Annotated in this window: 22 protein-coding genes; 13 read left to right on the top strand and 9 right to left on the bottom strand. The window is 69.0% G+C overall.

Annotation, left to right across the window (positions count from 1 at the left end; translation table 11 throughout):
* Positions 1-68: 68 nt before the first annotated feature.
* The 3 genes from PV396_RS09580 to PV396_RS09570 all read left to right on the top strand — a co-directional run bounded on the left by PV396_RS09580 (position 69) and on the right by PV396_RS09570 (position 2,639).
* Positions 69-1,094, top strand: a complete 1,026-nt coding sequence (locus PV396_RS09580; RefSeq protein ID WP_319202530.1) for an ABC transporter substrate-binding protein — start codon at positions 69-71, stop codon at positions 1,092-1,094.
* A 153-nt stretch (positions 1,095-1,247) separates the two neighbouring features.
* The gene (locus PV396_RS09575; RefSeq protein WP_319202527.1) at positions 1,248-1,964 is read left to right on the top strand and encodes a GNAT family N-acetyltransferase; all 717 of its coding nucleotides are present in this window, start codon (positions 1,248-1,250) and stop codon (positions 1,962-1,964) included.
* A 426-nt stretch (positions 1,965-2,390) separates the two neighbouring features.
* A complete protein-coding gene (locus PV396_RS09570) occupies positions 2,391-2,639 on the top strand; it encodes a hypothetical protein (RefSeq protein WP_319202525.1) in 249 nt (82 codons plus the stop codon).
* A gap of 66 nt (positions 2,640-2,705) precedes the next feature.
* Here PV396_RS09570 and PV396_RS09565 read toward each other — a convergent pair whose 3' ends face one another.
* Entirely contained in the window at positions 2,706-4,052 is a 1,347-nt protein-coding gene (locus tag PV396_RS09565) for a jacalin-like lectin (protein ID WP_319202523.1), read from the bottom strand.
* A 248-nt stretch (positions 4,053-4,300) separates the two neighbouring features.
* On the opposite strand from PV396_RS09565, the gene PV396_RS09560 reads away from it, so the two are divergent.
* A complete protein-coding gene (locus PV396_RS09560; RefSeq protein WP_416071368.1) occupies positions 4,301-5,356 on the top strand; it encodes a LacI family DNA-binding transcriptional regulator in 1,056 nt (351 codons plus the stop codon).
* A 66-nt stretch (positions 5,357-5,422) separates the two neighbouring features.
* Here the strand turns inward: PV396_RS09560 and PV396_RS09555 are convergent, their stop codons facing one another.
* Together PV396_RS09555 and PV396_RS09550 are read right to left on the bottom strand one after the other, a co-directional pair.
* Complete coding sequence (locus PV396_RS09555; protein ID WP_319202520.1) at positions 5,423-7,183, bottom strand: cellulase family glycosylhydrolase; 1,761 nt, start codon at positions 7,181-7,183, stop codon at positions 5,423-5,425.
* 106 nt (positions 7,184-7,289) lie between these two features.
* The gene (locus PV396_RS09550) at positions 7,290-8,801 is read right to left on the bottom strand and encodes a glycoside hydrolase family 43 protein (RefSeq protein WP_319202518.1); all 1,512 of its coding nucleotides are present in this window, start codon (positions 8,799-8,801) and stop codon (positions 7,290-7,292) included.
* A 256-nt stretch (positions 8,802-9,057) separates the two neighbouring features.
* Between PV396_RS09550 and PV396_RS09545 the strand changes: the two genes are divergently transcribed.
* Positions 9,058-10,446: a GH1 family beta-glucosidase gene (locus PV396_RS09545; protein ID WP_319202516.1), complete on the top strand. Its 1,389-nt coding sequence runs from the start codon at positions 9,058-9,060 to the stop codon at positions 10,444-10,446.
* Between the two features lie 283 nt (positions 10,447-10,729).
* On the opposite strand, the gene PV396_RS09540 is transcribed toward PV396_RS09545, so the two are convergent.
* Positions 10,730-11,482 carry a DeoR/GlpR family DNA-binding transcription regulator gene (locus PV396_RS09540; RefSeq protein WP_319202514.1) on the bottom strand — a complete coding sequence of 251 codons (753 nt, stop codon included), beginning with the start codon at positions 11,480-11,482 and terminating at the stop codon, positions 10,730-10,732.
* A 368-nt stretch (positions 11,483-11,850) separates the two neighbouring features.
* Here PV396_RS09540 and PV396_RS09535 point away from each other — a divergent pair, with 368 nt between their 5' ends.
* The 4 genes from PV396_RS09535 to PV396_RS09520 all read left to right on the top strand — a co-directional run bounded on the left by PV396_RS09535 (position 11,851) and on the right by PV396_RS09520 (position 16,216).
* The gene (locus PV396_RS09535) at positions 11,851-13,128 is read left to right on the top strand and encodes an extracellular solute-binding protein (protein ID WP_319202512.1); all 1,278 of its coding nucleotides are present in this window, start codon (positions 11,851-11,853) and stop codon (positions 13,126-13,128) included.
* 1 nt (position 13,129) lies between these two features.
* Positions 13,130-14,188 carry a sugar ABC transporter permease gene (locus PV396_RS09530; RefSeq protein WP_319202510.1) on the top strand — a complete coding sequence of 353 codons (1,059 nt, stop codon included), beginning with the start codon at positions 13,130-13,132 and terminating at the stop codon, positions 14,186-14,188.
* Positions 14,189-14,238: 50 nt separating this feature from the next.
* Entirely contained in the window at positions 14,239-15,018 is a 780-nt protein-coding gene (locus tag PV396_RS09525; RefSeq protein WP_319204030.1) for a carbohydrate ABC transporter permease, read from the top strand.
* Between the two features lie 154 nt (positions 15,019-15,172).
* A complete protein-coding gene (locus PV396_RS09520) occupies positions 15,173-16,216 on the top strand; it encodes a LacI family DNA-binding transcriptional regulator (RefSeq protein WP_319202507.1) in 1,044 nt (347 codons plus the stop codon).
* 57 nt (positions 16,217-16,273) lie between these two features.
* Here PV396_RS09520 and PV396_RS09515 read toward each other — a convergent pair whose 3' ends face one another.
* Complete coding sequence (locus tag PV396_RS09515) at positions 16,274-17,998, bottom strand: SpoIIE family protein phosphatase (RefSeq protein ID WP_319202504.1); 1,725 nt, start codon at positions 17,996-17,998, stop codon at positions 16,274-16,276.
* Between the two features lie 317 nt (positions 17,999-18,315).
* On the opposite strand from PV396_RS09515, the gene PV396_RS09510 reads away from it, so the two are divergent.
* Together PV396_RS09510 and PV396_RS09505 are read left to right on the top strand one after the other, a co-directional pair.
* Positions 18,316-19,344, top strand: coding sequence for an SDR family oxidoreductase (locus tag PV396_RS09510; RefSeq protein WP_319202502.1), 1,029 nt, complete (start codon positions 18,316-18,318; stop codon positions 19,342-19,344).
* 119 nt (positions 19,345-19,463) lie between these two features.
* Entirely contained in the window at positions 19,464-19,847 is a 384-nt protein-coding gene (locus tag PV396_RS09505; RefSeq protein WP_319202499.1) for a winged helix-turn-helix transcriptional regulator, read from the top strand.
* A 15-nt stretch (positions 19,848-19,862) separates the two neighbouring features.
* Here PV396_RS09505 and PV396_RS09500 read toward each other — a convergent pair whose 3' ends face one another.
* The 3 genes from PV396_RS09500 to PV396_RS09490 all read right to left on the bottom strand — a co-directional run bounded on the left by PV396_RS09500 (position 19,863) and on the right by PV396_RS09490 (position 21,296).
* Positions 19,863-20,099, bottom strand: a complete 237-nt coding sequence (locus PV396_RS09500) for a hypothetical protein (RefSeq protein WP_319202497.1) — start codon at positions 20,097-20,099, stop codon at positions 19,863-19,865.
* Positions 20,100-20,156: 57 nt separating this feature from the next.
* On the bottom strand, positions 20,157-20,303 hold the full coding sequence (locus PV396_RS09495) for a hypothetical protein (RefSeq protein WP_319202495.1): 147 nt from the start codon (positions 20,301-20,303) through the stop codon (positions 20,157-20,159).
* Between the two features lie 93 nt (positions 20,304-20,396).
* Entirely contained in the window at positions 20,397-21,296 is a 900-nt protein-coding gene (locus PV396_RS09490) for a hypothetical protein (protein ID WP_319202493.1), read from the bottom strand.
* Positions 21,297-21,624: 328 nt separating this feature from the next.
* On the opposite strand from PV396_RS09490, the gene PV396_RS09485 reads away from it, so the two are divergent.
* Positions 21,625-23,184, top strand: coding sequence for a S8 family peptidase (locus PV396_RS09485; protein ID WP_319202491.1), 1,560 nt, complete (start codon positions 21,625-21,627; stop codon positions 23,182-23,184).
* 121 nt (positions 23,185-23,305) lie between these two features.
* Complete coding sequence (locus PV396_RS09480; protein ID WP_319202488.1) at positions 23,306-23,479, top strand: CsbD family protein; 174 nt, start codon at positions 23,306-23,308, stop codon at positions 23,477-23,479.
* Between the two features lie 129 nt (positions 23,480-23,608).
* Here the strand turns inward: PV396_RS09480 and PV396_RS09475 are convergent, their stop codons facing one another.
* Positions 23,609-24,631, bottom strand: coding sequence for an SRPBCC family protein (locus PV396_RS09475; protein WP_319202486.1), 1,023 nt, complete (start codon positions 24,629-24,631; stop codon positions 23,609-23,611).

The following is a 24,631-nucleotide window of genomic DNA, read 5'->3' as shown; positions in this document are numbered from 1 at the left end:
CCCGCGGTCCACCCGGACCGCCCCCCACACCCTCGCCGCACAACCGACAAGGAAAAACAAGGACAGCCATGCGCACCCTCAGCCTCCGCAGCAGTCTCCTCTGTGGGATCACCGCGTCCGCAGCCGTCGCCTCTCTCGCCGCAGGACTCGCCGCGTGCGGGGGCGACAGCGACGCCGCCACCAGGACTGACAGCGCGCCGGCCGGCACGGTCACCGTCGGCAGCTTCTCCAACGGCGCCGCCAAGGAGACCCAGTTGAAGGTCACCGAGGTGAAGTCGATCAGCGCCGAGCTGCCCAAGAAGGTCGCCGACAGCGGCAAGCTGGTCATCGGCGTCGGCGCGCTTCCCTCCGGGTTCCCGCCGCTCGCGTACGTGGGCGAGGACCAGAAGACCCTCACCGGTGCCGAACCCGACCTCGGCCGACTGGTGGCCGCGGTTCTCGGGCTGAAGCCGGAGGTGAAGAACTCGACCTGGGACAACCTGTTCGTCGGCATCGACAGCGGCAAGGTCGACGTGGCGTTCTCCAACGTCACCGACACCGAGGAGCGCAAGAAGAAGTACGAGTTCGCCTCGTACCGGCAGGACAACCTCGCCTTCGAGGTGCTGGACAAGAGCACCTGGAACTTCGACGACAACTACGAGAATCTCGCGGGCCAGACCGTCTCCGTGGGCGCCGGCACCAACCAGGAGAAGATCCTGCTGGAATGGAAGGGGAAGCTGGAGAAGGAGGGCGAGAAGCTCAATATCAAGTACTTCCAGGACAACAACAGCCTCTACCTGGCGCTGTCCAGCGGGAAGATCGACGCCTACTTCGGTCCCAACCCCGGTATCGCCTACCACATCACCCAGGTCGCGAAGACGCCCAACCCGACCCGTAACGCGGGCAAGTTCTCCGGCGCGGGAGCGACTCTGCAGGGTCTCATCGCGGCCACCGCGAAGAAGGACAGCGGACTGGCCGAGCCGATCGCGGACGCGATCAACCAGCTGATCAAGGACGGCCAGTACGCCAAGCTGCTCGCCGCCTGGAACCTCTCCAACGAGGCCGTCAGCACCTCCCAGGTCAACCCGCCCGGGCTGCCGCTCGACAACTCCTGACCCGCGCCCTGTCACGCGTCGCCCGTCCCAGGGACTCCGCCGTGCCACGGTGGAGTCCCTGCCGCGCTCGACCGGCGTTCCCGCCCCGCGTTCCCGCCAGGCCTTCAGCCCCGCCTTGAGACACACGTTCCAGATACGGAGACTCGCACCGACATGTCCACCAGCGTCCACCACGCCACGTCCCCGAGCCCGACGGAACCGCACGTCCTGGACAACGCCGCCTGGGCCGCGCTGACGGGCCCGCACGCCCATCTCGCCGAGCGCACCGGCCGGGCCGCCCGCTACCCGACCGACGTCTCCCCGTTCGCCGCGCTGGAGGACCCCGCCGACCTCCGCGCCTGGGACGACCTGGCCGCACTGGTCGGACCCGGCACCGTCACCCCGGTCACCGCGGTCCAGGCGGTACCCATCGGCTGGCAGATCGAGCAGTTCGGCGAGGGCGTCCAACTGGTCGACACCGCGCTGTACGCCGAACCCGCACCCGAGGCGGTCCGGCTCGGGCCCGCCGACGTACCCGAGATGCTCGACCTGGTCGCCCTCACCCAGCCGGGTCCCTTCCTGCCCCGGACCGTCGAACTCGGCACCTACCTCGGCATCCGGGACGGCGGACGGCTCATCGCCCTGGCCGGTGAACGCCTGCGGCCACCGGGCTGGACCGAGATCAGCGCCGTCTGCACCCACCCCGACCACCGCGGCCGGGGCCTGGCCACCCGGCTGGTCCGCGCGATCGCGGCCGGCATCAGGGAACGCGGCGACACCCCCTTCCTCCACGCGGCGGCGAGCAACACCAACGCGATCCGGCTCTACGAGTCGATCGGGTTCACCCTGCGCCGCCGTACGCGGTTCGCGCTGGTGCGTACGCCGGACTGAGAGCAGTTGGGCGCCTAAATGAGTACTGCTTATTTTGAAGCCCGGGGTGCGAATTTCCACGTCGACCCCGTCAACGGCAGTGACAGCGACTCGGGAACCAGCGCCGCTACGGCGTTCAAGACCATCCTGGCCGCCCGGGCTGCCGTGGGGGCCAGGCAACGCGAACATGTCCGATGACATCGTCGTGAACCTGCGCGGAGGCACCTACCCCCTCATCGCCCCGGTCACCTTCGTTACCAGCGACTCGGGCACGAACGGCCATCAGGTGGTCTACCAGGCGTACAACGGTGAGGCGCCCGTGATCAGCGGCGGCAAGGCGATCACCGGCTGGACCGCGGCCGCGAACGGCGAGCACAAGGCGCCGGTGAGCACCTTGAACCTCCGGCAGCTGTACGTCAACAATGATGCTGGCGTGACGACTACGCCGTGCTGGCGACGAACGTCTATGTCTCGGCGCACCTGGGCGGCGGCTCCACAGTCGTCGTCGCCGTCAACAAGGCCACCGCCGCGGTGAGTCAGCAGTTCACGCTCGTCAACACTGGCGCGTCCAGCGTCGCGTCCTGGCTGACCGACGCGACCAGGAACGTCGCGTCGCAGGGTACGACCGGTGTGTCCAACGGCTCGTTCACCGTCGCGCTCCCCGCCAGAAGAGTGATGACGTTCGTGATCCGCTGACCACAAAGCGGCGACGGCCCTGAGGCCGCCGCCGCATGCTTCCGTGCTTCCGACCAGGAAGACGCTTCAGCGCTTCGTGAAGATGAAGCCCAGCTTGTCGATCTCGTCACCGGAGCGTCCGTGGAACCCGGCGAGCTGCCACCCCGAGGGCGCGGTGCGTGTCACACAGTCGGACGTGGTGGTGCCGCCGGACAGGCTTCTGCCGAGGTTCGTGTCGAACTTGGCGTAGAAGATCCGGGTGTGGCCGCTCTTCTCCGCCTGGCACAGCTGGGCGGAGGTGACGTACTCCCCGCTGCCCAGCGTCAGGGACGAGACCGTCCCGCCGGAGCCGCCGTGGCTGAGGACCTTGCCGTTGTCGAGGGTCAGGCCGACGCCGTCGACGCGGGAGCCGCTGCGCAGCGAGATGCTGACCGGGCGGGCGCCCGCCGGCACGGCGTCGATGTCGTTGTAGTAGTCGCCGTGCGGCCCGCCGTACTGGTCGCTGAGCTGGAAGGCGGCATTGCGGGACCAGGAGAAGCCGACCGCGATCGGGTCGTGGTCGGACAGCATGAGACCGGCGTCCGTGAGGAACTTGGCGTGCTCGTTGTTGTACGACGTGGCGTCGAGCGACACGAGTTTGCTGCCGCGGTAGAGGACCTTGTCGACGACCTCGCAGGTGTTGGGGACAGTGGTCCCGGTCTGGTCGCAGACCAGGGCGTCGCTGCCCTTGGCGGGCGGAGTGCCACCGCGGACGAGCTTCACCCAGGCGTCGGTGAGCCCGTTGGCCGCGCCGAACTCGGCGATGGTGTCGGCGGCGCGGGTGTAGCGGGTGTTGGTGTCGCCCATGACCACGACGGCGTTGCCGGCGGAGTGGGTCTTGATGAAGTCGGTGAGCTGGTTGAGATTGTCGGCGCGTGACGCCTGGTCGCCGTCGTTGGTGCCGGCGTTGGTGTGCAGGTTGTAGAAGTCGACGTAGACGCCCTCCGCGAGGCGCTCACGTATGAAGGTGAACCCCTTGGGCGTCAGGCAGTCGCCGGAGTCCCACTGGCAGGAGTTCCAGCGCACGCGCTCGAAGTCGTCCGCGTCGTAGGGGAGTTTGGACAGCGTGTTGAGTCCGCTGCCGATACCGGCGCCACCGCTGGTGGGCGTGCGGTAGGCGTGCGCCGTGTCCGCCGCGTAGAGGTTGGCGTGGTAGTTGAAGTCCTCCTCGACATGCACGATGTCGTACGGCGCGATGCGCTGGCCGATGGCCGTGGTGCTGGTGTCGCGCGGCGTGGACGCGCTGGAGAGGATCGCCGGCAGGCCGGCGACGTTGTAGGTGAGGGTGCTGAAGGATCCGGAGGCCGGGTCGGCGGCGGCTGCCGGGGAGGCGGTCGCGACGAACCCGCCGCAGGTGACGGCCGCGGCCGTGAGGCAGGTGAGAAGACGGCGCATAGTGCGGAACTCCTGTGAAGTGGAGGGGGCAGCGGGAACTTACCGCTGGTAACACGCTTCTGTCGCCGGCTCGGTCAGGAGAAATGGAAACTTGACCCAGTGGTCTAGGCCAGGAAGTCTGACGGCGTCGACTGCGGGGTTCCGCTCCGGTGGGGTTCCCGCTGCCAGGGATGTCAGACTGACCGCTTCACTGGGCCAGGGGATGGGGACCGACAGCCGTGCCGGACAGCCGATCAGACACGCCTTCCGTGGACGCGACCGAAGAGCGGCGTACGGGCACAGGCACGCGAAGGGGTGGGGGAGAAGCCGGGGGAGGGCCGGCAGCGGTCACCATCGCGTACATCGCCGAGTCCGCCGGAGTGTCGGTTCCCACGGTGTCGAAGGTCCTCAACGGCCGGTCGGGTGTGTCGGACGAGACCCGGGCGCGCGTCGAGGAGCTGATCCACCGGTACGGCTACCGCAAGCCCCCGAAGAACCGCAGCAAACTCGTCGAACTGGTCTTCCGCGAGCTGGAGAACATGTGGGCCGTGGAGATCATTCGCGGTGTCGAACGGGTGGCCAGGAAGAACAAGGTCGGCGTTCTGGTGTCGGAGTTCGGCCTCCAGGACACCCCGGCCAGGACCATCGACGAAACCGTGGACCGGCGCCCGCAGTGTGTCCTCTCGGTGGCGCAGCTCTCGGAGGAGGAACGCGCCCAACTGACCGCGAAGGGCATCCCGTTCGTCGTCTTCGACCCGAACGAGGAACTCCCCGACGACGTACCGTTCGTGGGCGCCACCAACTGGAGGGGCGGCCAGGCCGCGACCCGGCACCTGATCGGACTCGGGCACCGGCGCATCGCCATGATCAGCGGGCCCGATCATCCCTTCTGCCTGGCACGCCTGGCCGGCTACACCTCCGCACTCACCGAGGCCGGCCTGCCGGTGGACCCCGATCTGGTGGTCAGGACCCTCCTCACCCGGGAGGACGGCCGTACGGCGGCACACGATCTGCTGTCCCGCCCCGACCGCCCCACCGCCGTCTTCACCGCCAACGACATGCAGGCCCTGGGCGTCTACCAGGCCGCCCGCGAGCTCGGGCTGGGCATCCCGCAGGATCTGAGCGTGGTGGGCTTCGACGACGTACCGGCCGTGGCCTGGGTGGATCCGCCGCTGACGACGGTCCACCAGCCGCTCGCGGAGATGGCGGCGGCCGCCACCGAGATGGCACTGGCGCTGGGCAGGGGTGAGGACGTGCCCCAGGTGGGGGTGGAGATCGCCACCACCCTCACGGTCCGGGAGAGCACGGCCCCGCCGAAGGGCTGAGCGGAGCGGCCCGGCAGCCGGGAGCCCGGGTGCCCAAGCAGGCACCCGGGCAAGAACGACCGGCCGTCAGCCGACGGTGCCGGTGACCGTGCTTCCGGACTTCGTCACGCGGTACGTCACGGTGGCTCCGCTCCAGAAGTGGAAGGTGAGCGTCGCCTGCGTGTTGTCCCGCAGCGAGTTGACGAACCTGGAGGTGAGCAGGAGGGCGCTGCCCGGATAGTCGGGGGAGAAGGCCTCGTTGAACTCCTGGTAGGGGGTCCAGTCCGTCGGGCCGGCGTTGCTGCCGTCGGCGTACTTGGCCTCCACGGTCGCCAACTGGTCACCGCGGAACTGGGTGGGGATGCTGACACCGTTGGTGTTGCCCGTCGCGTTCGAGAGCACCGGCCTGTCGTACGTGGTCACATGGATCTTCCAGGGGATTCCCCGGCTGAAACGGGCCTCGACGGTCGCGTTGACTCCGTAGGCGCGGTTGCCCGCGAGCCGGGTGAGGGCGGCTGCCGTGAGGGTGAGCTGGTTGCCGGAGACGGTGTAGTCCCGGCCCTGGGCGAGCATGGTGCTGCCCTGCCACAGCCCCCGGAAGCTACCGCCGTTCGGGTTCAGGGTGAGCGTCTGGGCGGTGATCGCACTCGACTTCGCCAGGAAGATCCGGTCGAACGAGGCGGTGCCGGAGCGGGTCGTCCAGCTCGACTTGATCTGGTCGATGATGGCGGGGTCGCGCCACTGCATCGTGGTGCGGTTCAGGAAGTTGAAGGCGTCCCACAGAGCCGTGGTCACTCCGGCCGCGCGGGCCTCGTAACCGAACTGCTCGAAGTACTTGAGCGACTCGCCCAGTTCGACGCGGGCGGGGTGGTTGTAGTCGGGGAAGTTCAGCAGGCCGTACTCCCCCAGGTAGACGGGGATGCCCTTGGAGGTGAGCGTGTTGCGGATCCGGGTGAAGGTGTCCGTCATGTCCTGCTGAGAGGTGGCGTCGAACCGGGTGCCGCCCGCGATGTTCACGCTGAAGGGCCAGTAGCCGTAGTAGTGCACCGTGGCGACGAGGTTGGGGTCGTTCAGCGACTTCATCTCCGCGGCCAGGATGTCCAGGAAGTCCTGGCCGGCGTTGGTGTGGAGGGTGGGCAGCACCAGCAGCCGGGTCGCGTTGTTGCCGCCGGACTGCCTCACCAGGGTGTGGAAGGCGGTGTTGAGCTCGTTGTTGTACTGGTTGCCCTGGGCGTCGGTGGTGTTGTTGAACTGCGGTTCGTTGTTGCTCTCGAACAGCAGCGACTGCGGGGAGTCGCGGAACTTGGCCGCTATCTGGGCCCAAGTGGCCTTGAAGCGGGCCAGCACGTTGTCATGGTCGGTGGGCATGGTGGCGATCCACTGCCATGAGTCGTGATGGACGTTGAGCACGACGTGGAGGCCGTCGGCCAGTGCCCAGTCGACGACCTGCTTGACGCGGTTCATCCATGTCGCGTCGATCGTGTAGGGGGCGGTGGCGGACTGGTGGCCGCCCCAGGTGACGGGGAGCCGGACACTGCGGAAGCCCTGAGCCTTGATGGTGTCCAACAGGGCTTTGGTGACCGGCGGGTTGCCCCACGACGTCTCGTCGGGGATCGCGTCGAGGGTGTTGCCCAGGTTCCAGCTGGGTTGCATCGCGGCCACCGTGTCCATCGGGGCGGCGGCGAGCCGGGGCAGCGTGAGCCGGGCGGGGGAGAGATCCTCGTGGCTCGGCAGTGCGAACGCGGTGGTGCTGGTCAGCCCGATCGCGGCGACCAGCGCCAGGACGAGGCGGAACAGACGGCCGGGGCCGCGACTGCGGCGCGGGGCGGGCTGTTGGGTCCCTTTCATTTTCGGTCCTTCCCTGTGGGACGAGCGGGGGTTCCGCCCGTGGGGGGGATGCCGAGGACAGCCGGCCATGGGGTCGGCCGTCCTCGAACGGTGTCGTGACAGGGGTTCAGGAGTTGGACTGTTCGTAGTCGAACCAGTCGAAGTGGACCGTGCCGGCGGCGGCGTACATGCCGATGACCCGGCCGGTGAAGCCGCCCGCCACCTCCGTCGACAGATAGCGGCCGTCGAGGGCGCCGAGCGCGGTGAACGTGCCGTCCGGCTCCTCCACGCCGAGCGTCACGGTGTCCGGGCCGGTGCGGGCGTCCCGGGGCGGCGTGGCGGCGATGCGGACACCGAGGACCACGGGCCCGGCGGGCACGGCCAGGGACCCCACGACAGTGCGCAGCGGCCCGACGCGGCTGAGGACGCGCACCTCTCCTTCGGAGGCCTCGATCTCGTAGTGGTGCTCCTCGTCCAGTCGTACCGCGAGGCCGCCGCGTCCTTCCGCCGGGTCGATCCGTGTGCGCGCCTCGCAGGCCAGGTGCTGCTGGCGGCGGCCGACGAACACGACGTCCGGTTCGTCCAGGGAGCCGCCCCGGGCGCGCAGCGTCAGCCAGCCGGACCGTTCCTTGGTGGTGCAGAGCTCCGCCGGACGGTCGCGCAGCGAGATCCACTTCGGTCGCAGCTCGCTGAGGTCGAAGTCGTCGCGGACCGCCTCTGCGGGGCCGGGGACGAGAGGCCAGGCGGGAGCGGGCAGTTCGGATGTCACCTTGTCGACGACGGGCCAGCCGTCCACCCATTCGACGGGTGCCAGGAAGGTCTCGCGGCCCAGCACGTGCCAGCCCGGGGTTCCGCCGCGCGGCCGGACGCCCAGCAGGGCCAGCCACCACGAGCCGTCGGGCCCCTGGACCAGATCCGCGTGGCCCGTGTTCTGGATGGGCTCGTCGGTGCCTCGGTGGGTGAGGACCGGGTTGTCCGGGCACGGCTCGAACGGACCCGCCGGTGTTCGTCCCCTGGCGATCGAGACGCCGTGGCACCGCTCGGTGCCGCCCTCGGCGATGAGCAGGTACCAGTAGTCGCCGATCCGGTACAGGTGCGGTGCTTCGGGCGCCTTGGCCCCCGGCGCGCCGGACCAGAGTTTGCGCGGAGGCCCGAACGCCTCCCCGGTGTGCGGGTCGATGCGGACCTGTGAGACCCCGGCGATCGTGCACCAGCACGTGCCGTCCTCGTCCCACGCGAGGTCCGGGTCGATGCCGGGGACCTCGGACAGACGGATCGGGTCGGACCAGGGTCCGGCCGGGTCGGTCGCGGTGAACAGCAGGTTGCCCTCGCCCTCCGTCACGTTGGTGACGATGAGCCAGAAGCGGCCTTCGTGGTGGCGCAGGGTAGGGGCGTAGATACCGCCGGACGCCGGCGTGTCGGCGGTCAGCCGGAGCTGCTCCGGCCGGTCGAGGGCGTTGCCGATCTGCGTCCAGTGGAACAGGTCGCGGCTGTGGAAGACGGGGATGCCGGGGAAGTACTCGAAGCTGGAGCACACCACGTAGTAGTCGTCGCCCACACGGCAGATGCTGGGGTCGGGGTGGAAACCGGGGATGACGGGATTGGGGAGGGTGGCGTCCGCCTGCTGCTTGTCCGACACGAGGTCGAGTCCTTTCGGGGGGTGCGGTGGGCGAGGTACGGCATGGCTTCCGCCCGCTGATCCATCGAAGCGCTTCACCTGGCGGGGAACGCTAATGACATGTTTCTCACGAAACAAGAGGTAGTAACACCGAGAAAGTTACTTTGCCGCGTGTCATTGACAGCACGTCGAACCGATGGCAGCGTCGAAGCGCTTCAACTTGCCTCCAGGCCGTGACCAGCGGCGCGTCCTTCGCCTCCTCCGAGAACGGAACCGCATGAGCAGCCCCGCCTTCCCGGTACTGCCCCCCGCCTTCCGCTTCGGTGCCGCCACCGCCGCCTACCAGATCGAGGGCGCCCACGACGAGGACGGCCGAGGCCCCTCCATCTGGGACACCTTCAGCCACACCCCGGGCCGAACGCTCGACGGCGCCACCGGTGACACGGCCGCCGACCACTACCACCGCTACCGCGAGGACATCGCGCTGCTGCGCGAACTCGGCGTCCACGACTACCGCTTCTCGATCTCCTGGTCCCGTCTGCTGCCCGAGGGCACCGGCGCGGTCAACGCCAAGGGCCTGGACTTCTACGACCGTCTGCTCGATGAGTTGCTGACCGCGGGCATCGCCCCCGCCGTCACCCTCTACCACTGGGACCTGCCGCAGGCCCTGGAGGACCGTGGCGGCTGGCGTGTCCGGGAGACGGCGGAGGCGTTCGCGGCGTACGCGGCGCTCGTCGCCGAGCGCTACGGCGACCGGGTGCGCCGCTGGATCACCCTCAACGAGCCGTACTGCTCCGCTTTCGTCGGCCACGCCGAGGGCCGCCACGCGCCGGGCACCCGGGAGGGCCGCGGTGCCCTGGCCGCCGCCCACCATCTGCTCGTCGGCCACGGCCTGGCCGTACGCGCCCTGCGCGCGGCGGGTGACCAGGAGGTCGGCATCACCCTCAACCTGGACCGGGTCCACGCCGCCTCCGACCGGTCCGACGACCTCGCCGCCCGCCGCCGCGCCGAGACCCTGCACAACGACGTCTGGGCCGAGCCGCTGTTCGCCGGACGCTACCCCGCCCACGAGGCCGAGACCTGGGCCGGACTCGCCGACGGCCCCTGGCGACAGCCGGGCGATCTGGCAGTGATCGGCGTACCCCTGGACTTCGTCGGCCTCAACTACTACCGGCCGATCTGCGTGACCGCCGCACCCCACCGGGAGCCCGATCCCGAACAGCGCACCGCGGTCGACATCGGCGTGGCCGAGACCGACCCGTACGGCACCCGGCACACCACCATGGGCTGGCCGGTCGTCCCCTCGGCGTTCACCGAACTGCTGGCCCAACTCCACGACCGCTACCCGCGGTTGCCCCCGATCTGGATCACCGAGAACGGCTCCGCCGAGGCCGACACCGTCACCCCCGACGGCCACGTCCACGACGGCGACCGCACCCGCTACCTCGCCGACCACCTCCAGGCGGTCGCCGACGCGATCGCCGCCGGAGTGGACGTCCGCGGCTACTACGTCTGGTCGCTGCTCGACAACTTCGAGTGGGCCCGCGGCTACGACCAGCGGTTCGGACTGATCCGCGTCGACTACGACACCCAGACCCGCACCCCCAAGGACAGCTACCACTGGTACCGGAACCTGATCACCGCGCACCGGGCGAGCCACCGCTGAGCCCACCGACCGCGCCGGACCGCCCGCGACGATCGAGTGCCTGTCGGCCGAACACGGCCTTGGCGCACATGAGTTCCTCCGGGGTGTTCGGCGCGGTGCGGCCGACCGGGTTTACGGCTGTCCAGTGAACGCGTGCTCGGCCGACCGCCCCGGACCTGCCGGGCGGGCCGTCAGCCGCACGCCGTCCAGGGGCACATCGGTGACGCGTCCCCCGCCGTGGTCGCCGAGCAGCGCCCGGTAGCCGGCGAAACACGTAAGCCCCGGCCGCCCAGGACCGTGGCTCTCATACCTCGACCACCTCGACCCCCGCCTCACGGAGCCGACCGCAGGTCTTCTCGTCCCCCGGTGCGTTGGTCACCACGATGTCCAGCTCGTCCGGGCCGCACACGCGGGCCATTCCGGTGCCGGGGAACTTGCCCGTGTCGGCGACGAGGACCACCTGCGCGCTGGCGGCGATCATCGCCCGTTTGACAGGCACCTCGACGGCGGTGGTGTCCAGCACCTGCCCGTCGGGCCGCACCCCGCTGGTGCCCAGGAACAGCCGGTCGGCGTGGACCTGGCGCAGATTGTCCTCGGTGAGGAAACCGACCAGCGAGCGGTAGTCACGCCGCACCACACCGCCCAGCAGGATCAGCTGGATGTCCTTGTCGTCCTGGAGCTCCTCGTAGACGGCCAGGTTGCTGGTGATCACGGTCAGGGAGCGGCCGTGCAGTTGGCGGGCCACCCGGTGAGCGGTGGTGCCAATGTCGAGCAGCACGGTCTCACCGTCCCTGACGAGGTTTGCGCACCACGCGGCCAGTGCGTCCTTCGCCTCGACCCGTTCACCGGCCACATCGGCGAACGGGTCGTCCTCGCCCACGACGGGCGCGGCACCGCCGTAGACCCTCTTCAGTAGTCCCTCGTCCTCCAGTTGCGCGAGATCGCGCCGGATCGTGGCCTCGCTCGCCCCGATCTTCTCGGCGAGGGAGACCACCGACGTGGGCCCGTCCGCGCGCAGGGCACGCAGGATCAGCAGATGTCTTCGGTCAGGGAGCATGCGGCAGACCATACTCGCGAACTCTCCAAACTCAAGCAAAGTCGCGCATGAATGTCTCGATACCCGCTTGACCCTTGTCAAACCCGCGCACCGGGTGCACTCTCTTGCGTAATTCGGAGCCCAGGTCCGGACCCCACTCCGGTCGGCCGAAGCGGACGAACGGCATATTCCGCCGTCATGGACGCGTCGGCACCGTCTGAGAGGACCAGGTCGCACACCCCGGGTGGCTGAAGGGTTAACCACCCACGCCGATGCTCTTCAGCCACCCGGCCTTCCGCCGCGCCCCCACCGCGGCTCTGACACGCAGGTCCCGCCGGACATGCCGGACACCCCGAAACCACCGAGCACACCGAAGCCAGGAGAAGAACGTGGACCTTTCCCGCAGACGATTCCTTCAGGCCGCCGTACTGACGGCCGCCGCCGCAGGAGCCACCGCGGCGTGCGGCGGCGGCTCCGGATCGAGCGGCAGCAAGGACAGCAAGAACCTGGCCCTCTGGTACTGGTCGGGAGGCCTCAGCGACAAGGTCGTCGCGGACGCCAAGAAGCACTTCTCCGACATCAGCCTCAAGACGTCCGTAGTCGGCGGCGACTTCAAGACCAAGCTGCTCACCGGCCTCAGAGCCGCACAGTCCGCGCCGGACATCACCGGCATCAAGGGCGAGGACATCGCCTCCTTCCTGCCGAACGCGGACCGTTTCGTCGACCTGAAGACCGTCGGCGCGGACAAGCTGGTCCCGCAGTACCTGTCGTGGAAGCTGAAGCAGGCCACCACCCAGGACGGCAAGCTCATCGGCTTCCCGATCGACATCGGCCCCTGCGCCACCTTCTACCGCGAGGACCTCTTCGCGAAGGCGGGTCTGCCCACCGACCCCGCCAAGGTCTCCGCCGAACTGTCCACCTGGGACGACTACTTCAAGGCCGGCGTCGAGCTGCACAAGGCGCTCCCGAAGACCTTCCTGATCAACAACATCGGCTCGGTGTTCTCGATGATGATCGGCCAGGGCACCCAGCGGTTCATCGACGCGGACAACAAGTTCATCGGCGACCAGGACCACATCCGCACCGCCTGGACCACCGCCGTGAAGCCCTACACCCTCGGCATCGACGCCAAGATCAACGACAACACCTGGAACGCCGCGATCAGCAACGGCGCCCTCGGCACCGAGATCGGCGCCGCCTGGCACGCCCTCGACATCAGCAACGCCGCGCCGGGCACCAAGGGCAACTGGCGGGTGGCGAGCCTGCCGGGAGGGCCGTCCAACCTCGGCGGGTCCTTCCTGGCGATCCCCGCGACCAGCGGCAACCCCGAGGAGGCCTTCAAGATCATCAGCTGGATCCTCAGCCCGGAGAACCAGGCCCGCGGCTTCACCGACGCGGCCCTGTTCCCGACCGCCCCGGCCGCGTACAAACTGCCGGCGCTGACCGGCGGCGACGCCTTCTTCGGTGGCCAGAAGACCATCGAGATCTTCGGTCCGGCGGCCGAGCGGATTCCCGCGGCCTACGAGGCACCGGCCGACGCGGCGGTCTCCGCGCCCTACTTCAGTGAGCTGACCAGCATCGAGGCCAAGGGCAAGGACCCCGACGAGGCCTGGAAGGACGCGGTGAGCCAGGCCAAGCAGATCGCCGAGCGTCAGGGAGTGAAGTGACATGTCGCCAACCCCGGTAGTCGGCCCGGCGCCCACCGGACCGACCTCCGGATCCGACACCGGCGGTGCCCGCCGACCGGCTCCGGACCGCCCGCGCGGCGGTCCGGGCCGGCCGGGCCGCCGGATCCGGCCGGTGTCGGCCGGGCCCCGGCAGGGCCCGCCGCGGCGGGTCGCCAGGCACTGGCCGCAGTACCTGGCCATCTCGCCGTACTACCTGATCTTCTCGGTCTTCATGCTCTTCCCGGTGCTCTACACCGTGTACCTGGCGTTCCAGAAGTGGGACGGCATCGGAGACATGCACTTCGTCGGGTTCCAGCAGTTCCGCTTCCTCTGGGACGACCCGATCTTCTGGCTGTCCGTGCGCAACACCCTCGTCATCTGGGTGCTGTCGACCGTGCCGATGCTCTTCCTGGCGCTCGTGCTCGCGGTACTGGTGAACTCCACCAAGCGGTTCACGGCCTTCTACCGGGTCGCCCTGTTCATCCCCAGCATCACCTCGCTGGTGGCCATCGCGATCTTCTTCGGAGCGATCTTCAGCAACAACTTCGGCCTCATCAACGCCATCCTCCGGTCGCTGCATGTGTCGGCCGTGCCCTGGATGAGCAACGAGTGGACCATCAAACTGGTGATCGCGGCGCTGATGACCTGGCAGTGGACCGGCTACAACGCCATCATCTATCTTGCCGGCCTCCAGGCGATCCCCTCGGAGGTCTACGAGGCCGCCCGGATGGACGGTGCCGGGCCGGCCCGGATCTTCTTCTCCATCACGATCCCGCTGCTGCGGCCCATCATCCTGTTCACCGTGGTGGTCTCCACCGTCACCGGTCTGCAGAGCTTCACCGAACCCCAGGTGCTGTTCGGCAGCGAGGCGGCCACCAACCCCAACTCCGGCGGACCGGGCCAGGCCGGTCTGACCACGTTGCTGTACTTCTACCACCAGGCCTTCGACAACAACGACTTCGGCTACGGCGCCGCGATCGTCTGGGCCTTCTTCCTGCTGATCCTGCTCATCGTCCTCGTCAACTGGCGTCTGGTGCAGCGTAAGGAGCGACGGCCGTGAACGGCATCAACCGCAAGCGCGTCCGGGGGCTGAGCGTCCACGTCATCCTGATGCTCGGCGTGGTCATCTCGGTGTTCCCGTTCTACTGGATCGTCGTCATGGCGACGAACACCTCGCAGGACATCTACAGCTACCCGCCGAAGCTGTGGCTCGGCGGCAACCTGCTGAACAACGTCCAGCACCTCTTCGACAAGATGGACTTCTTCGGATCGCTGTTCAACACGGTGACCGTCGCGGTCTGTACGACGGCCCTGGTGCTGTTCTTCGACTCGCTGGCGGCCTTCGCCTTCGCCAAGTACGACTTCCCCGGCAAGAAGTTCTTCTTCGGCGTGCTGCTGTCGATGTATCTGCTGCCGACGCAGCTGGCGATCATCCCGCAGTACGAGATCATGGTGCAGCTGGGCTGGCTGGGCACCCTCAAGGCGCTCATCGTGCCGGCCGCGGCCAACGCCTTCGGCATCTTCTGGATGCGCCAGTACACCACCACCAGCGTCCCCGACGAACTGCTGGACGCGGCCCGCATCGAGGGCGCCGGGTTCTTCCGGCTGTACTGGCACGTCGTCCTGCCGTGCGTCCGCCCGGCCCTGGCGTTCCTCGGTATCTACACCTTCATCGCGGCCTGGAACGACTACATCCTGCCGCTGGTGATGCTGGTCAACCCCGACCGCCTCACCCTCCAGGTGGCGCTGGCCCAGCTGTACGCCGGCCACTCCACCGACTACAGCATGGTGATGGCGGGGGTGCTGCTGTCGGTCATCCCGCTGGTGCTGGTGTTCACCTTCTTCGCCCGCGGGTTCATCGCCGACGCGACCAAGGGGGCACTGCGCTGACGACAGGCCGTGGGACAGCCCGACGCGGCAGGAAATTCCGTCGGCGCACTTGACGCAGGCTCCTCGGCTCCGTAGAGATGACCGCGCGCTCAGTGATCGCGCGGTCATATCATGGGCCTCGTTCAGCAGAGGCATGCGTCGATCGGGAGATTCGATGACACGAGCAGTGGCGCACGGTACGGCTCCGGCGGCGCCGCGCAGCGCGGATGTGGCACGGGTGGCCGGGGTGTCGCGCAAGACGGTGTCGCGGGTCCTCAACAACGAGCCGTACGTCTCCGAAGAGGCTCGCCGACGCGTCCTGGAAGCCGCGGAGCAACTCGGTTACCGGCTGAACCACGCCGCCCGGGCGCTGGCCTCAGGCCGCAGTCGGTCCATCGGCGTCGTAGCCCTCGGCACCGCCGGATACGGCACCGCCTCACTTCTCGTCGGCATCGAAAGGGCCGTACGCGACGCCGGTTACGCGCTACGCATGGTCAACACGGTCGACGGCCAGCCCGAAGGCATCGCCGGCGCCGTGAACTCACTCGTCGAGCAGGGCGTGGACGGCATCGTCGTCTCCGAACCCATCGTGGAGGGCGAGGTCTCCGTCAGGATCGACGTGCCGCTCCTCTTCCTCGGCGCACCCCCGGCCTTCACCTCCGCCCGGACCCTGACCGCAGGCGTGGGCGCGTTCGAACTGGCGAGGGCGGCCACGGATCACCTGCTGGATCTGGGACACACCACGGTCCATCACCTCGCCGGTCCGCGCCAGTGGTACGCCTCGAAGGACCGTACCGAGGGCTGGCGGGCGGCGCTGGCGGCACGGGGGGCGTACGAACCTCCGGTGATCGAGGGGGACTGGTCACCCGAGTCCGGCTTCGAAGCGGGCCGCGCGTTGGCCGCGGACCCCTCCGTGACCGGGGTGTTCGCCGCGGGCGACGAAATGGCCATCGGCCTTGTGCATGCCCTGCGGGAAGCCGGCCGCCGGGTGCCGGAGGACATCAGCGTGGTGGGCTTCGACGGCAACCCCGTCTTCGCCTACGTCCATCCTCCTTTGACCACCGTGCGTCAGCCCTTCGACGAAGCGGCACGGGAAGGGATCAGGCTCCTCGTACAGGCCATCGAGGCGCCCGATACCGACCTGCCCGCGGCGAGCGAACCGCCGATCGAACTCGTCGTCCGCGGCTCGACCGCCCCTCCGCCGTCCCACCACAACTGATAAGCCGCCCCACCACAAGTGATAAGCCGTCGTCGCCGTGCCCTCGACGCGCGGGGCCTACGTGGACATCGGCATCCGCAGGGCGAGGAGGGCGACGTCGTCATCGTTGGCGCCCGGCCGGACCCGGTCCAGCAGCTGATCGGTGAAGGAGTCCAGAGGGCGGTGGGCGAGGGCGGCGGCATGCCGGCGCAGTCGGTGGAGACCCTCGTCGAGGGTGTGACCGGGCTCCTCGATCAGACCGTCGGTGTAGAAGAGAAGGGTGGAACCCCGCGGCAGCAGGGTGGAGGCGTCGGTGCGGGGCTTCTGGGCTCCGGTGCCCAGCAGAATGCCATGACCCTCGGTGAGATAGTCGGCCAGGCCGTCGTGGCTGATCAACAGGGGCGGCGGGTGGCCGGCGTTGGTCCAGGTCAGTTTCCACTGGCCGTCGTGGGCCTCTTCGATCCGCGCGAGGATCATGGTTGCCATGGCGACGTCCGTGATGTGCAGCACCGCCTCGTCGAGGCGTTCGACGATCCGGCTGGGCGGCGACTGCAGGGCCCAGGCGTAGGCGCGGAGCATGTTGCGCACCTGCGCCATGCCGGCCGCCGCCTCCAGGTCGTGGCCGACGACATCACCGATGGCCAGCGCGGTGGCGCCGTCGGACAGGGAGAAGGCGTCGTACCAGTCGCCCCCGACCTGTGAGGCGTCGGGCGCGGGCAGATAGCGGACCGCCATCTGCAGCCGGGGCACGCGCGGCATCTGGGGCAGCAGATGGTTCTGCATGGTCTCCGCGACCTTGCGCTGGCGCTGGTAGAGACGAGCGTTGTCCAGCGCGAGGCCGGCCCGGCGGGCGATGTCCTCGATCAGGGGAAGATCGACGGCGCCGAAGTCGCCGGGCTGTTTGGCGCGCCCCAGGGTCATCGCCCCGAGGACCGCTCGTGTACTGCGGATGGGGGCGATGGCCGCGGAATGGATGCCGGTGGCGTCGAACAGGCGGCGCTGTTCGACCGCGATGCCGGAATCCGGCGGCCCCTGGTAGGTCTGCGGACCGGCCAGTGTCGAGGCGACCCCACGCAGCGCCCTGGACAAGGGCATCGGGGATCCCTCGGGGACCGGTGGCATGGGGCCCTGCAGCTCCTCGTGGTGCACCAGACCGTAGTCGTTCGCCTCGACGACGACAGTGCGCCACACCTCGTCCCGCTCGGTGATCAGGTCGATGATGGCCCAGTCGGCCAGCCGGGGCACCACCAGGGTCACCAGCCGCCGCAAAGCCTCTTCGACATCGAGAGTGGAGGTCAGCTGCGAGGTGGTCGCGGCCAGCAGCGCGAGCCGCTCGATCTCCGGCAGCAACGTCGCCTCCGGCTCGGGCAGCGGGGCCGTTTCCCGCGCGGGCCGGGCGGCGTGGAAGAGGACGAGCGTGCTGGGCTCGTGCCCGCCGGGGCTGAACGGTGCGATCAGCCACGAGACGGGCAGCAGGGAGCCGTCCCCACGGGCGAAGTGCTCCTCCTCGCCCATGGCCGCGTACCCGGCGTGGAAGGCTTGCCGCATACGGCATCGGGTCCTCGGCAGGGGCTGGCCGTGGCCGTCGCGGTGCAGCAGGTCGTGTGCGTCATGCCCGTAGAGATCCGTGGCCGGCCTGTCCAGATACTTCTCGGCGCGGGAGTTGACGGCGACGATGCGACCCTGCTCGTCCACGAGGTACGCCCCGGTCCCGATGGCTTCCAGTGCCTCGGTGAGCCCGGCGGCCGGTGGCGTTGCCACGGGCCGTTTCCCGTGGGTCTCCGGATGCTCTGGTCCTGCCATTGCCTGATCTCCCTGACTGCGTCGCGGCACGGCCTGGTTGGCGGTGTCTGTGCTTCCCGACTGCCCCGTTTCCTGATGAATCCAGCCTCGCCTCCGCTCAGGCATGGCAAACCGGGGTGCCGGATCTCGGCCGCCATCGAAAAACTGAACGACCCTTCGGGACCGCTGTCCGTGCGATTCCGGCGGCACGGCCCGGAAGCTCTCGGGACGGCGTACGGGGCCGGTGTGTCCGCGTGCATCCGCAGGCACTGGGTACCCGGCTCCCGGACACCTTCCCCGCTACGCGCGTGGGTCAGACCCTCCCTGAGGAGCCGACAGTGAGCAGTGAATCCGGCGTCAGGATCGTCGTCACGGGAGCCACCGGCAATGTGGGCACCAGTCTGGTGCGGCTGCTGGCCGAGGACGCGGGGGTGGGCTCGGTGCGGGGGCTGGCCCGGCGGATCCCGGACTGGTCGCCGGCCAGGACCGAGTGGTCCGCGGTGGATCTGGCGGACGAGGACTCGGATCTGGTCGAGGAGTTCGAGGGAGCCGACGCCGTCGTACACCTCGCCTGGGCGTTCCAGCCCACGCACGACCCGGTCGCCACGTGGCGCACCAACGTCCTCGGCAGCATCCGGGTGTTCGAGGCGGTGGCCGCCGCGAGGGTACCCGCACTGGTGTACGCCTCGTCGGTCGGCGCGTACTCGCCGGGCCCCAAGGAACACGCCGTTGACGAGTCCTGGCCGACCCACGGCTGGCCCGATGCCGCGTACTGCCGGGAGAAGGCCTACCTGGAGCGGTCACTGGACGCCTTCGAACACGAACACCCCGCTGTCCGGGTCGTGCGGATGCGGCCCGCGTTCCTCTTCAAGCGGGAGTCGGCGAGCGAGCAACGCCGGATATTCGGCGGCCGCTTTCTTCCGGGACCGCTGGCTCGTCCGGAACTGCTCCCCGTCCTGCCCGACATCCCCGGTCTGCGTGTGCAGGCACTGCACACCGACGACGCGGCCAGGGCGTACCAACTCGCGCTGCACAGCGACGTCCGCGGCGCCTTCAACCTGGCGGGCGAGCCACCCGTCGACGCACAGACGCTGGGCGAGATGCTCGGCGCGCGCCCGGTGCCGTTGCCACGCCCCGCCGCCCGCAAGGCGATCGCCGCCGCCTGGGGCCTGCACCTGCTGCCCGCCTCGCCGCACCTCTTCGACGCCGTGCTGCGACTGCCGCTGATGGACTGCTCGCGGGCCCGAACGGAACTGCGCTGGCGACCGGAGCGTACGGCCGTGGAGGTGCTGGAGGAGTTTCTGCAGGGCATGCGTCAGGGAGCCGGCGCGAACACCGAACCACTTCGGGGCCGCAAGGTGGGCTAGGCCTGTCGTCGCGAAGCAGGCTGGAACGAACCGGCTGACTCTCTTGTGGTTACTCAGGAACTGTAGGAGAGTGACGTCGACCTCGAAGAACGCGACGTTTTCGGTGACTGGGGAAGCTGATGGCGACCAAGCAACTGCTCGAAGGCCTGCCTGAGGACGCGGACCTGAGGCGCGCCGACTCACTGGCCCGGGAGATCTTCTCGGACGTCGCCAACAAGTGGGCGCTCCTGATCATCGAGGCGCTCGGAGAGCGCACCCTGCGCTTCAGCGAACTGCGGAACGAGGTCGAGGGAGTCAGCCACAAGATGCTCACCCAGAACCTGCGCATGCTGGAGCGCAACGGCCTGGTCGACCGGAAGGTGTACCCCACTGTGCCGCCGCGGGTGGAGTACACGCTCACCGAGCCGGGCCGCGCCCTGCGCGCCACGGTCGACGCCCTGTGCGAATGGACCAACCGGTATCTCGGCCACATCGAGGGCGCGCGCCGACACTTCGGCAGCTGATCGACCCCTGCGGGGTCAGTCGACGACCTGCATCGCGGGGTAACGGTCTGCCGGCCCGTCCAGCAGTCGGCCGGACCGCCCGCGCAACCAGTGGTCGAAGTACGCGGAAACGTAGGCCTCGTTGGTGCGGATCGCGGTGGCCGGATCGATCGTGCCGATGTTCTGCGTCTGGGGGGCCGGCGCCAGTCCCAGCTGCGGGAGCAGTGCCTCAGCGTCCGTGAACGAGGCGTGCTCCGATCCACGCAGCCTCAACTGGCGTGTCCTGCCAGGGGTGTTGGCGCGAAACGCCTGCCAGGGGGAGGGGCAGGCTCAACCGGGTCGAGGACGTGGCGGGCGCGACCTCGGTGCGGGCAGGGTGGAGGTCAGGGCGCCGGTCGTGACGGCCGCCCAGGCGCCCGTGGCCCGCAGGACGTCACGCCGGCTGCTGCGTTGCTGGATCGAATGTTCCTCCGTCATACGACCCCATGGTGCAAGCCGCGAGGCGGCCGCACCATCGGGGTATCCCCCCATTTCCGCCCTACGGGTGCTTCGCGCTCCGCTGAAGCGTCGTCAGAGACAGACCAGTCCGAGTACGCAGATCTGCGGGGACGTGGCCGGCGTGGCGGACTCCGACGGCGTGGGAGTCGTCGACGTGGTGCCCGTGCCTGAGGCGTCCGTGCCTGATGTGTCCGTACCCGTACCTGTACCCGAACTGGTGCTGGTGCTGGTGGTGTCGGTGGTCTGGGACGCGGGTGCGGGGGAGGCCGGTGTGTCCACGGTGGTGTTCGTGGCATCGGAGACGGTGGATGCCGCCTGTGCCTCGACCGGGGCCGCCGCCTTCGTCAGGGGGATCGTGATGCTGTACTGCTGATTCGCCGGGTTTGCCGGGGACGCAGGCGTGGCGAAGGGCGTGCCGGCTCGCTGCTCGTGCGGCCTGTTCGTCGTGGTCGTCGTGTGAGCGGTGGAGGAGCGGGTTGCCGGCGAGGTGTGCTCCGCCCGGCGCGTGTCCGCAGGTGGTGAGGAGACCGGAGTGGGGTCCGTGACCTCCTCCTCCGACATCCCCATGACTTCTCTGTCCGGCGCGGAGGCGGCCTGGGTTCGGTCCGGGGTCTGGCGGTTCAGCGAGGCGACGGTCATGCCTCCGCCGACCAGCGCGACCGCGGTGGCGACCAGTGCTTTGCGCTGCGTCTTCTTCCAGCGTTCCCGTTGGCGACGGCGCGCCGCGCGGCCCGTCGGCGCGGGGGAGGGGGCGTCCGGGCCGTCGTACGGGTGTTCCTGCGGCGTTCCGCTGAGTAGTTCCTCGGCGTGGGAATCCGCTTCGTTCCACAGCTGCGCACGGACGTGCCGCGCTGTCGCGGCCGGTGCGGGCGTGCCGTCGGCGAGGGGAGCGATGTCGGGGGCGTAGGCGCCGCAACCGGGGCACATGAGGGCGCCGTTGAGATGCCGACGACATGTGGAGCAGTAGTCCATCTACGGTCTTCCTGTGTTCACTTTTATGCACGGAGGAGGCGATCCGCGAGCAAAGGTAGCGAGGCTTTCGAAAGGGTGTGTGCAGCCTGTGTGACACTCCTGCGCAGATGCGTCCAGGTCGTGACCGCTGTAGGACACATCCGCGGATCGTTTCCCTTGATTGCGTAGCGTCTGATCCGTTTTGCCCACGCGGCCCCCTGTCCGGATCTCGTCGCGGTGCTCTTGTGCCCCAGGTGGCCGTGCGTCAGCCTCTGCATGTCGGAGTTTGTCATGGGCATGAAAAACAAGGGGTGTGCCGGTGAGACGTGCGAGGAGAACGGCAGACAGGGTGAGGCGCGGGCTGGCCGGCGTCGGTGTGATCGCCGCGACGGCGCTCGCGCTGGGGTCCCTCGGCACGGCACCGGCCACTGCCGGCGGTGCGCCTGACGGGCTCATTCAGGGCGCCGAGGCCGAAGGCGCCATCCCGGGCAGTTACATCGTCGTCCTCGACAAGAACGCCGCCCGCTCTTTGTCCCCGGCGAGCAGGGAGGTCGTCGAGGGGTACGGCGCGAAGATCGAGCGGACGTACCAGGCGGCCCTCAACGGCTATGCCGTAAACCTTTCCGAGAAGCAGGCAAGGAAGCTCGCCGCCGACCCGGCCGTCGCGGCCGTGGTGCAGAATCGGACCTTCACGATCGCCACGACCCAGCCGGTTCCGCCCTCCTGGGGACTGGACCGCATCGACCAGGCGACCGTCCCGCTGGATCGCGGCTACACCCGGGACGACACCGACGGGGAAGGTGTCACCGCGTACGTCCTGGACACCGGCGTCCGCATCACCCACGCCGACTTCGCCGGACGTGCGTCCTACGGCTACGACGCCATCGACAAGGACAACGTCGCCCAGGACGCCCACGGTCACGGTACCCACGTCGCCGGGACGATCGCGGGCAGCGTGTACGGCGTCGCCAAGAAGGCGAAGATCGTCGCCGTACGGGTGCTCAACAGCCAGGGGTCGGGCACGACCGCGCAGATCGTCGCGGGCATCGACTGGGTGACCGCGAACGCCGTCAAACCGGCGGTCGCCAACATGAGCATCGTCGGCCCGGGGGACGCCGCGATGGACACCGCCCTGCGCAACTCCATCGCCTCCGGCGTCACCTACGCGGTGGCCGCCGGCAACGACTCGATGGACGCCGGCACCCGCTCACCCGCCCGGGTGGCCGAGGCCCTCACGGTCGGCGCCACCACCGCCACCGACGCCAGAGCCTCCTATTCGAACTACGGCGGCGTCCTCGACCTGTTCGCACCGGGCACCGCCGTCGTCTCCGACTGGTTCACCGGTGACAGCGCGGCCAACGCGCTCTCCGGTACGTCGATGGCGACCCCGCACGTCGCCGGAGCCGCCGCCCTCTATCTGGCCGACCACCCCGCGGCCACCCCGGCCGAGGTGCAGAGCAACCTGGTCGCCACCGCCACCACCGGCGTGGTAGCCGGCCCGGGCTCCGGCTCGCCCAACCGGCTCCTGCGCATCGGCCCCGGCACCGCCGTGACCCCGCCCGCCGGCCCGCGCTTCGAGAACCCGACCGACTACGCGATCAAGGACTTCGCCACCCTCGAGTCGCCGATCACCGTCACCGGAGTCCCCGGCAACGCGCCTTCGCAGCTCCAGGTCCAGGTGGCCATCCAGCACACCTTCGTCGCCGACCTGGAGATCAGGCTGGCCGCGCCGGACGGCACCGTCTACGACCTGAAGGCACGCACCACCGGCGGCAGTGACCACGACGTCAACGCCACCTATGTCCTGGACGCCTCCGCCGAAGCGGCGGCCGGTACCTGGACACTCCGGGTGACCGACCGGAACCTCTTCAACGGAGGAACTCTGGGCTCGTGGGGCCTGCAGTTCTGAACAGTGCGGATCGGCAGGTGAGCGATTTCCCATATGGGGGGATAATTCGCTTAGCGACCAAACCGGGACAGGTGAGCTTGTCCACGGACCGTGCCGCGCGGTGGTGTGAGAGGTGAGAGCGATGGCGGCAGGCAAGAAGGCCAAGAACATGGCCAAGAAGGCCAAGGGCAAGGTGAAGGAAACGTCCGGCGAGGCTGTCGGCAACGAGAGCCTGCAGGCGAAGGGCGCCCGCGAGCAGATGGCGGGCGACGCGAAGCAGACGGCTCAGAAGGCCAAGGACACGCTGAAGCACTGAGCGGCGGAGAAGGGCGGACATCCACGTCCGCCCTTCTCCGGGACCTCTGCCCTTTTCCGGGACCTCTGGGACCAGCCCGTCCTTCCCGTCCTTCCGGCCGTCTGCTCGTCACTACCGGCGGGCTTCTCACTACCGGCGGCGCGGACGGGCCCTGTCGTCGGCCTCGTCCTCCTCGAGTTCGTCCTCCTCCGCGTACTCCTCGTCGCCGTCGTCGTACCTCGCGTCAGGGCCCTCTTCGTCCTCCTCGGGCTCGTCCTCGTCGGCCTCGTCGGCCTCTTCGCCATCCTCGAACTCGTCCCCCTCTTCGTCACCTTCGTCCTCGCCCTCCTCTTCCAGGGCATCTTCGTGGCTGAGAACCACTTCGCCGTCCCGGATCTCGCCGCGCCAGCCTTCCGGCTCGTCGGTGGTGAGTGAGACGTGCCGCAGGAAGTGCTTGAGGTCCAGACGCAGGCGGCGCCCCTGGGCGCGCCACAGGTTGCCGGTCTTCTCGAAGAAGCCGGAGGGGTAGTACTCCACCACGACCACGACACGGGTCAGTGTCGGAGCGAGTTCGTGGAAGCTGACGCAGCCGCGGGTGGTTCCCTTGGCACCCTCGGAGGTCCAGATGATCCGCTCGTCGGGTATCTGCTCCTGGACGGTCGCCTTCCAGCCGCGTGTCGAAGGGCCGACCTTGACCTTCCAGTCGCTGGTGGTGTCGTCGTCGCGAGAGACGTCACGAACACCCTTGGCGAAGCCGCTGAACTCCTCGTACTGCGTCCAGTGGTCGTACACGGTGCGCAGCGGCAGGCCCACATCGATGAACTCGACGATGTTGACGACCTTGCCGCCGCTCTTGCGGCCCTTCTTGCCCTTGCCGAAGATCTGGGAGGCGGCACCGGTGATCTTGTCCTTGATGCTGCTGAGGCCCTGGCCCGCCATCGCCTTGGTGGGCGAGTCGCCCCGCAGTATCCGCCCCCCGATACCGGCGACATCGGAGAGTTTCCCGTCCCCCTGCGCCACATCCTGGAGCTGATCGGTGACTTCCCCGAGTTTGTCGGACGCCTTGTCCGCCAGTTGCTCGGCCTGGGCCTGCAGGAACGAGGTCAGCTCGGAGAGGAGCTGGTCCAGTCCCGACTGCGAGTCCTGCGCCCCGGAGCGTCTTGACTGTGCCAT

The organism is Streptomyces sp. ME02-8801-2C (genome assembly GCF_033793965.1).
GTDB lineage: Bacteria > Actinomycetota > Actinomycetes > Streptomycetales > Streptomycetaceae > Streptomyces.
This window is presented reverse-complemented; position numbering and strand designations above follow the sequence as displayed.

What these genes read in the sequence shown, in the direction of transcription:
- PV396_RS09580 (WP_319202530.1), top strand. Translation starts at nt 69, where the DNA reads ATGCGCACCCTCAGCCTCCGCAGCAGTCTCCTCTGTGGGATCACCGCG.
- PV396_RS09575 (WP_319202527.1), top strand. Translation starts at nt 1,248, where the DNA reads ATGTCCACCAGCGTCCACCACGCCACGTCCCCGAGCCCGACGGAACCG.
- PV396_RS09565 (WP_319202523.1), bottom strand. Translation starts at nt 4,052, where the DNA reads ATGCGCCGTCTTCTCACCTGCCTCACGGCCGCGGCCGTCACCTGCGGC.
- PV396_RS09555 (WP_319202520.1), bottom strand. Translation starts at nt 7,183, where the DNA reads ATGAAAGGGACCCAACAGCCCGCCCCGCGCCGCAGTCGCGGCCCCGGC.
- PV396_RS09545 (WP_319202516.1), top strand. Translation starts at nt 9,058, where the DNA reads ATGAGCAGCCCCGCCTTCCCGGTACTGCCCCCCGCCTTCCGCTTCGGT.
- PV396_RS09540 (WP_319202514.1), bottom strand. Translation starts at nt 11,482, where the DNA reads ATGCTCCCTGACCGAAGACATCTGCTGATCCTGCGTGCCCTGCGCGCG.
- PV396_RS09530 (WP_319202510.1), top strand. Translation starts at nt 13,130, where the DNA reads ATGTCGCCAACCCCGGTAGTCGGCCCGGCGCCCACCGGACCGACCTCC.
- PV396_RS09525 (WP_319204030.1), top strand. Translation starts at nt 14,239, where the DNA reads ATGCTCGGCGTGGTCATCTCGGTGTTCCCGTTCTACTGGATCGTCGTC.
- PV396_RS09520 (WP_319202507.1), top strand. Translation starts at nt 15,173, where the DNA reads ATGACACGAGCAGTGGCGCACGGTACGGCTCCGGCGGCGCCGCGCAGC.
- PV396_RS09515 (WP_319202504.1), bottom strand. Translation starts at nt 17,998, where the DNA reads ATGGCAGGACCAGAGCATCCGGAGACCCACGGGAAACGGCCCGTGGCA.
- PV396_RS09505 (WP_319202499.1), top strand. Translation starts at nt 19,464, where the DNA reads ATGGCGACCAAGCAACTGCTCGAAGGCCTGCCTGAGGACGCGGACCTG.
- PV396_RS09495 (WP_319202495.1), bottom strand. Translation starts at nt 20,303, where the DNA reads ATGACGGAGGAACATTCGATCCAGCAACGCAGCAGCCGGCGTGACGTC.
- PV396_RS09490 (WP_319202493.1), bottom strand. Translation starts at nt 21,296, where the DNA reads ATGGACTACTGCTCCACATGTCGTCGGCATCTCAACGGCGCCCTCATG.
- PV396_RS09480 (WP_319202488.1), top strand. Translation starts at nt 23,306, where the DNA reads ATGGCGGCAGGCAAGAAGGCCAAGAACATGGCCAAGAAGGCCAAGGGC.
- PV396_RS09475 (WP_319202486.1), bottom strand. Translation starts at nt 24,631, where the DNA reads ATGGCACAGTCAAGACGCTCCGGGGCGCAGGACTCGCAGTCGGGACTG.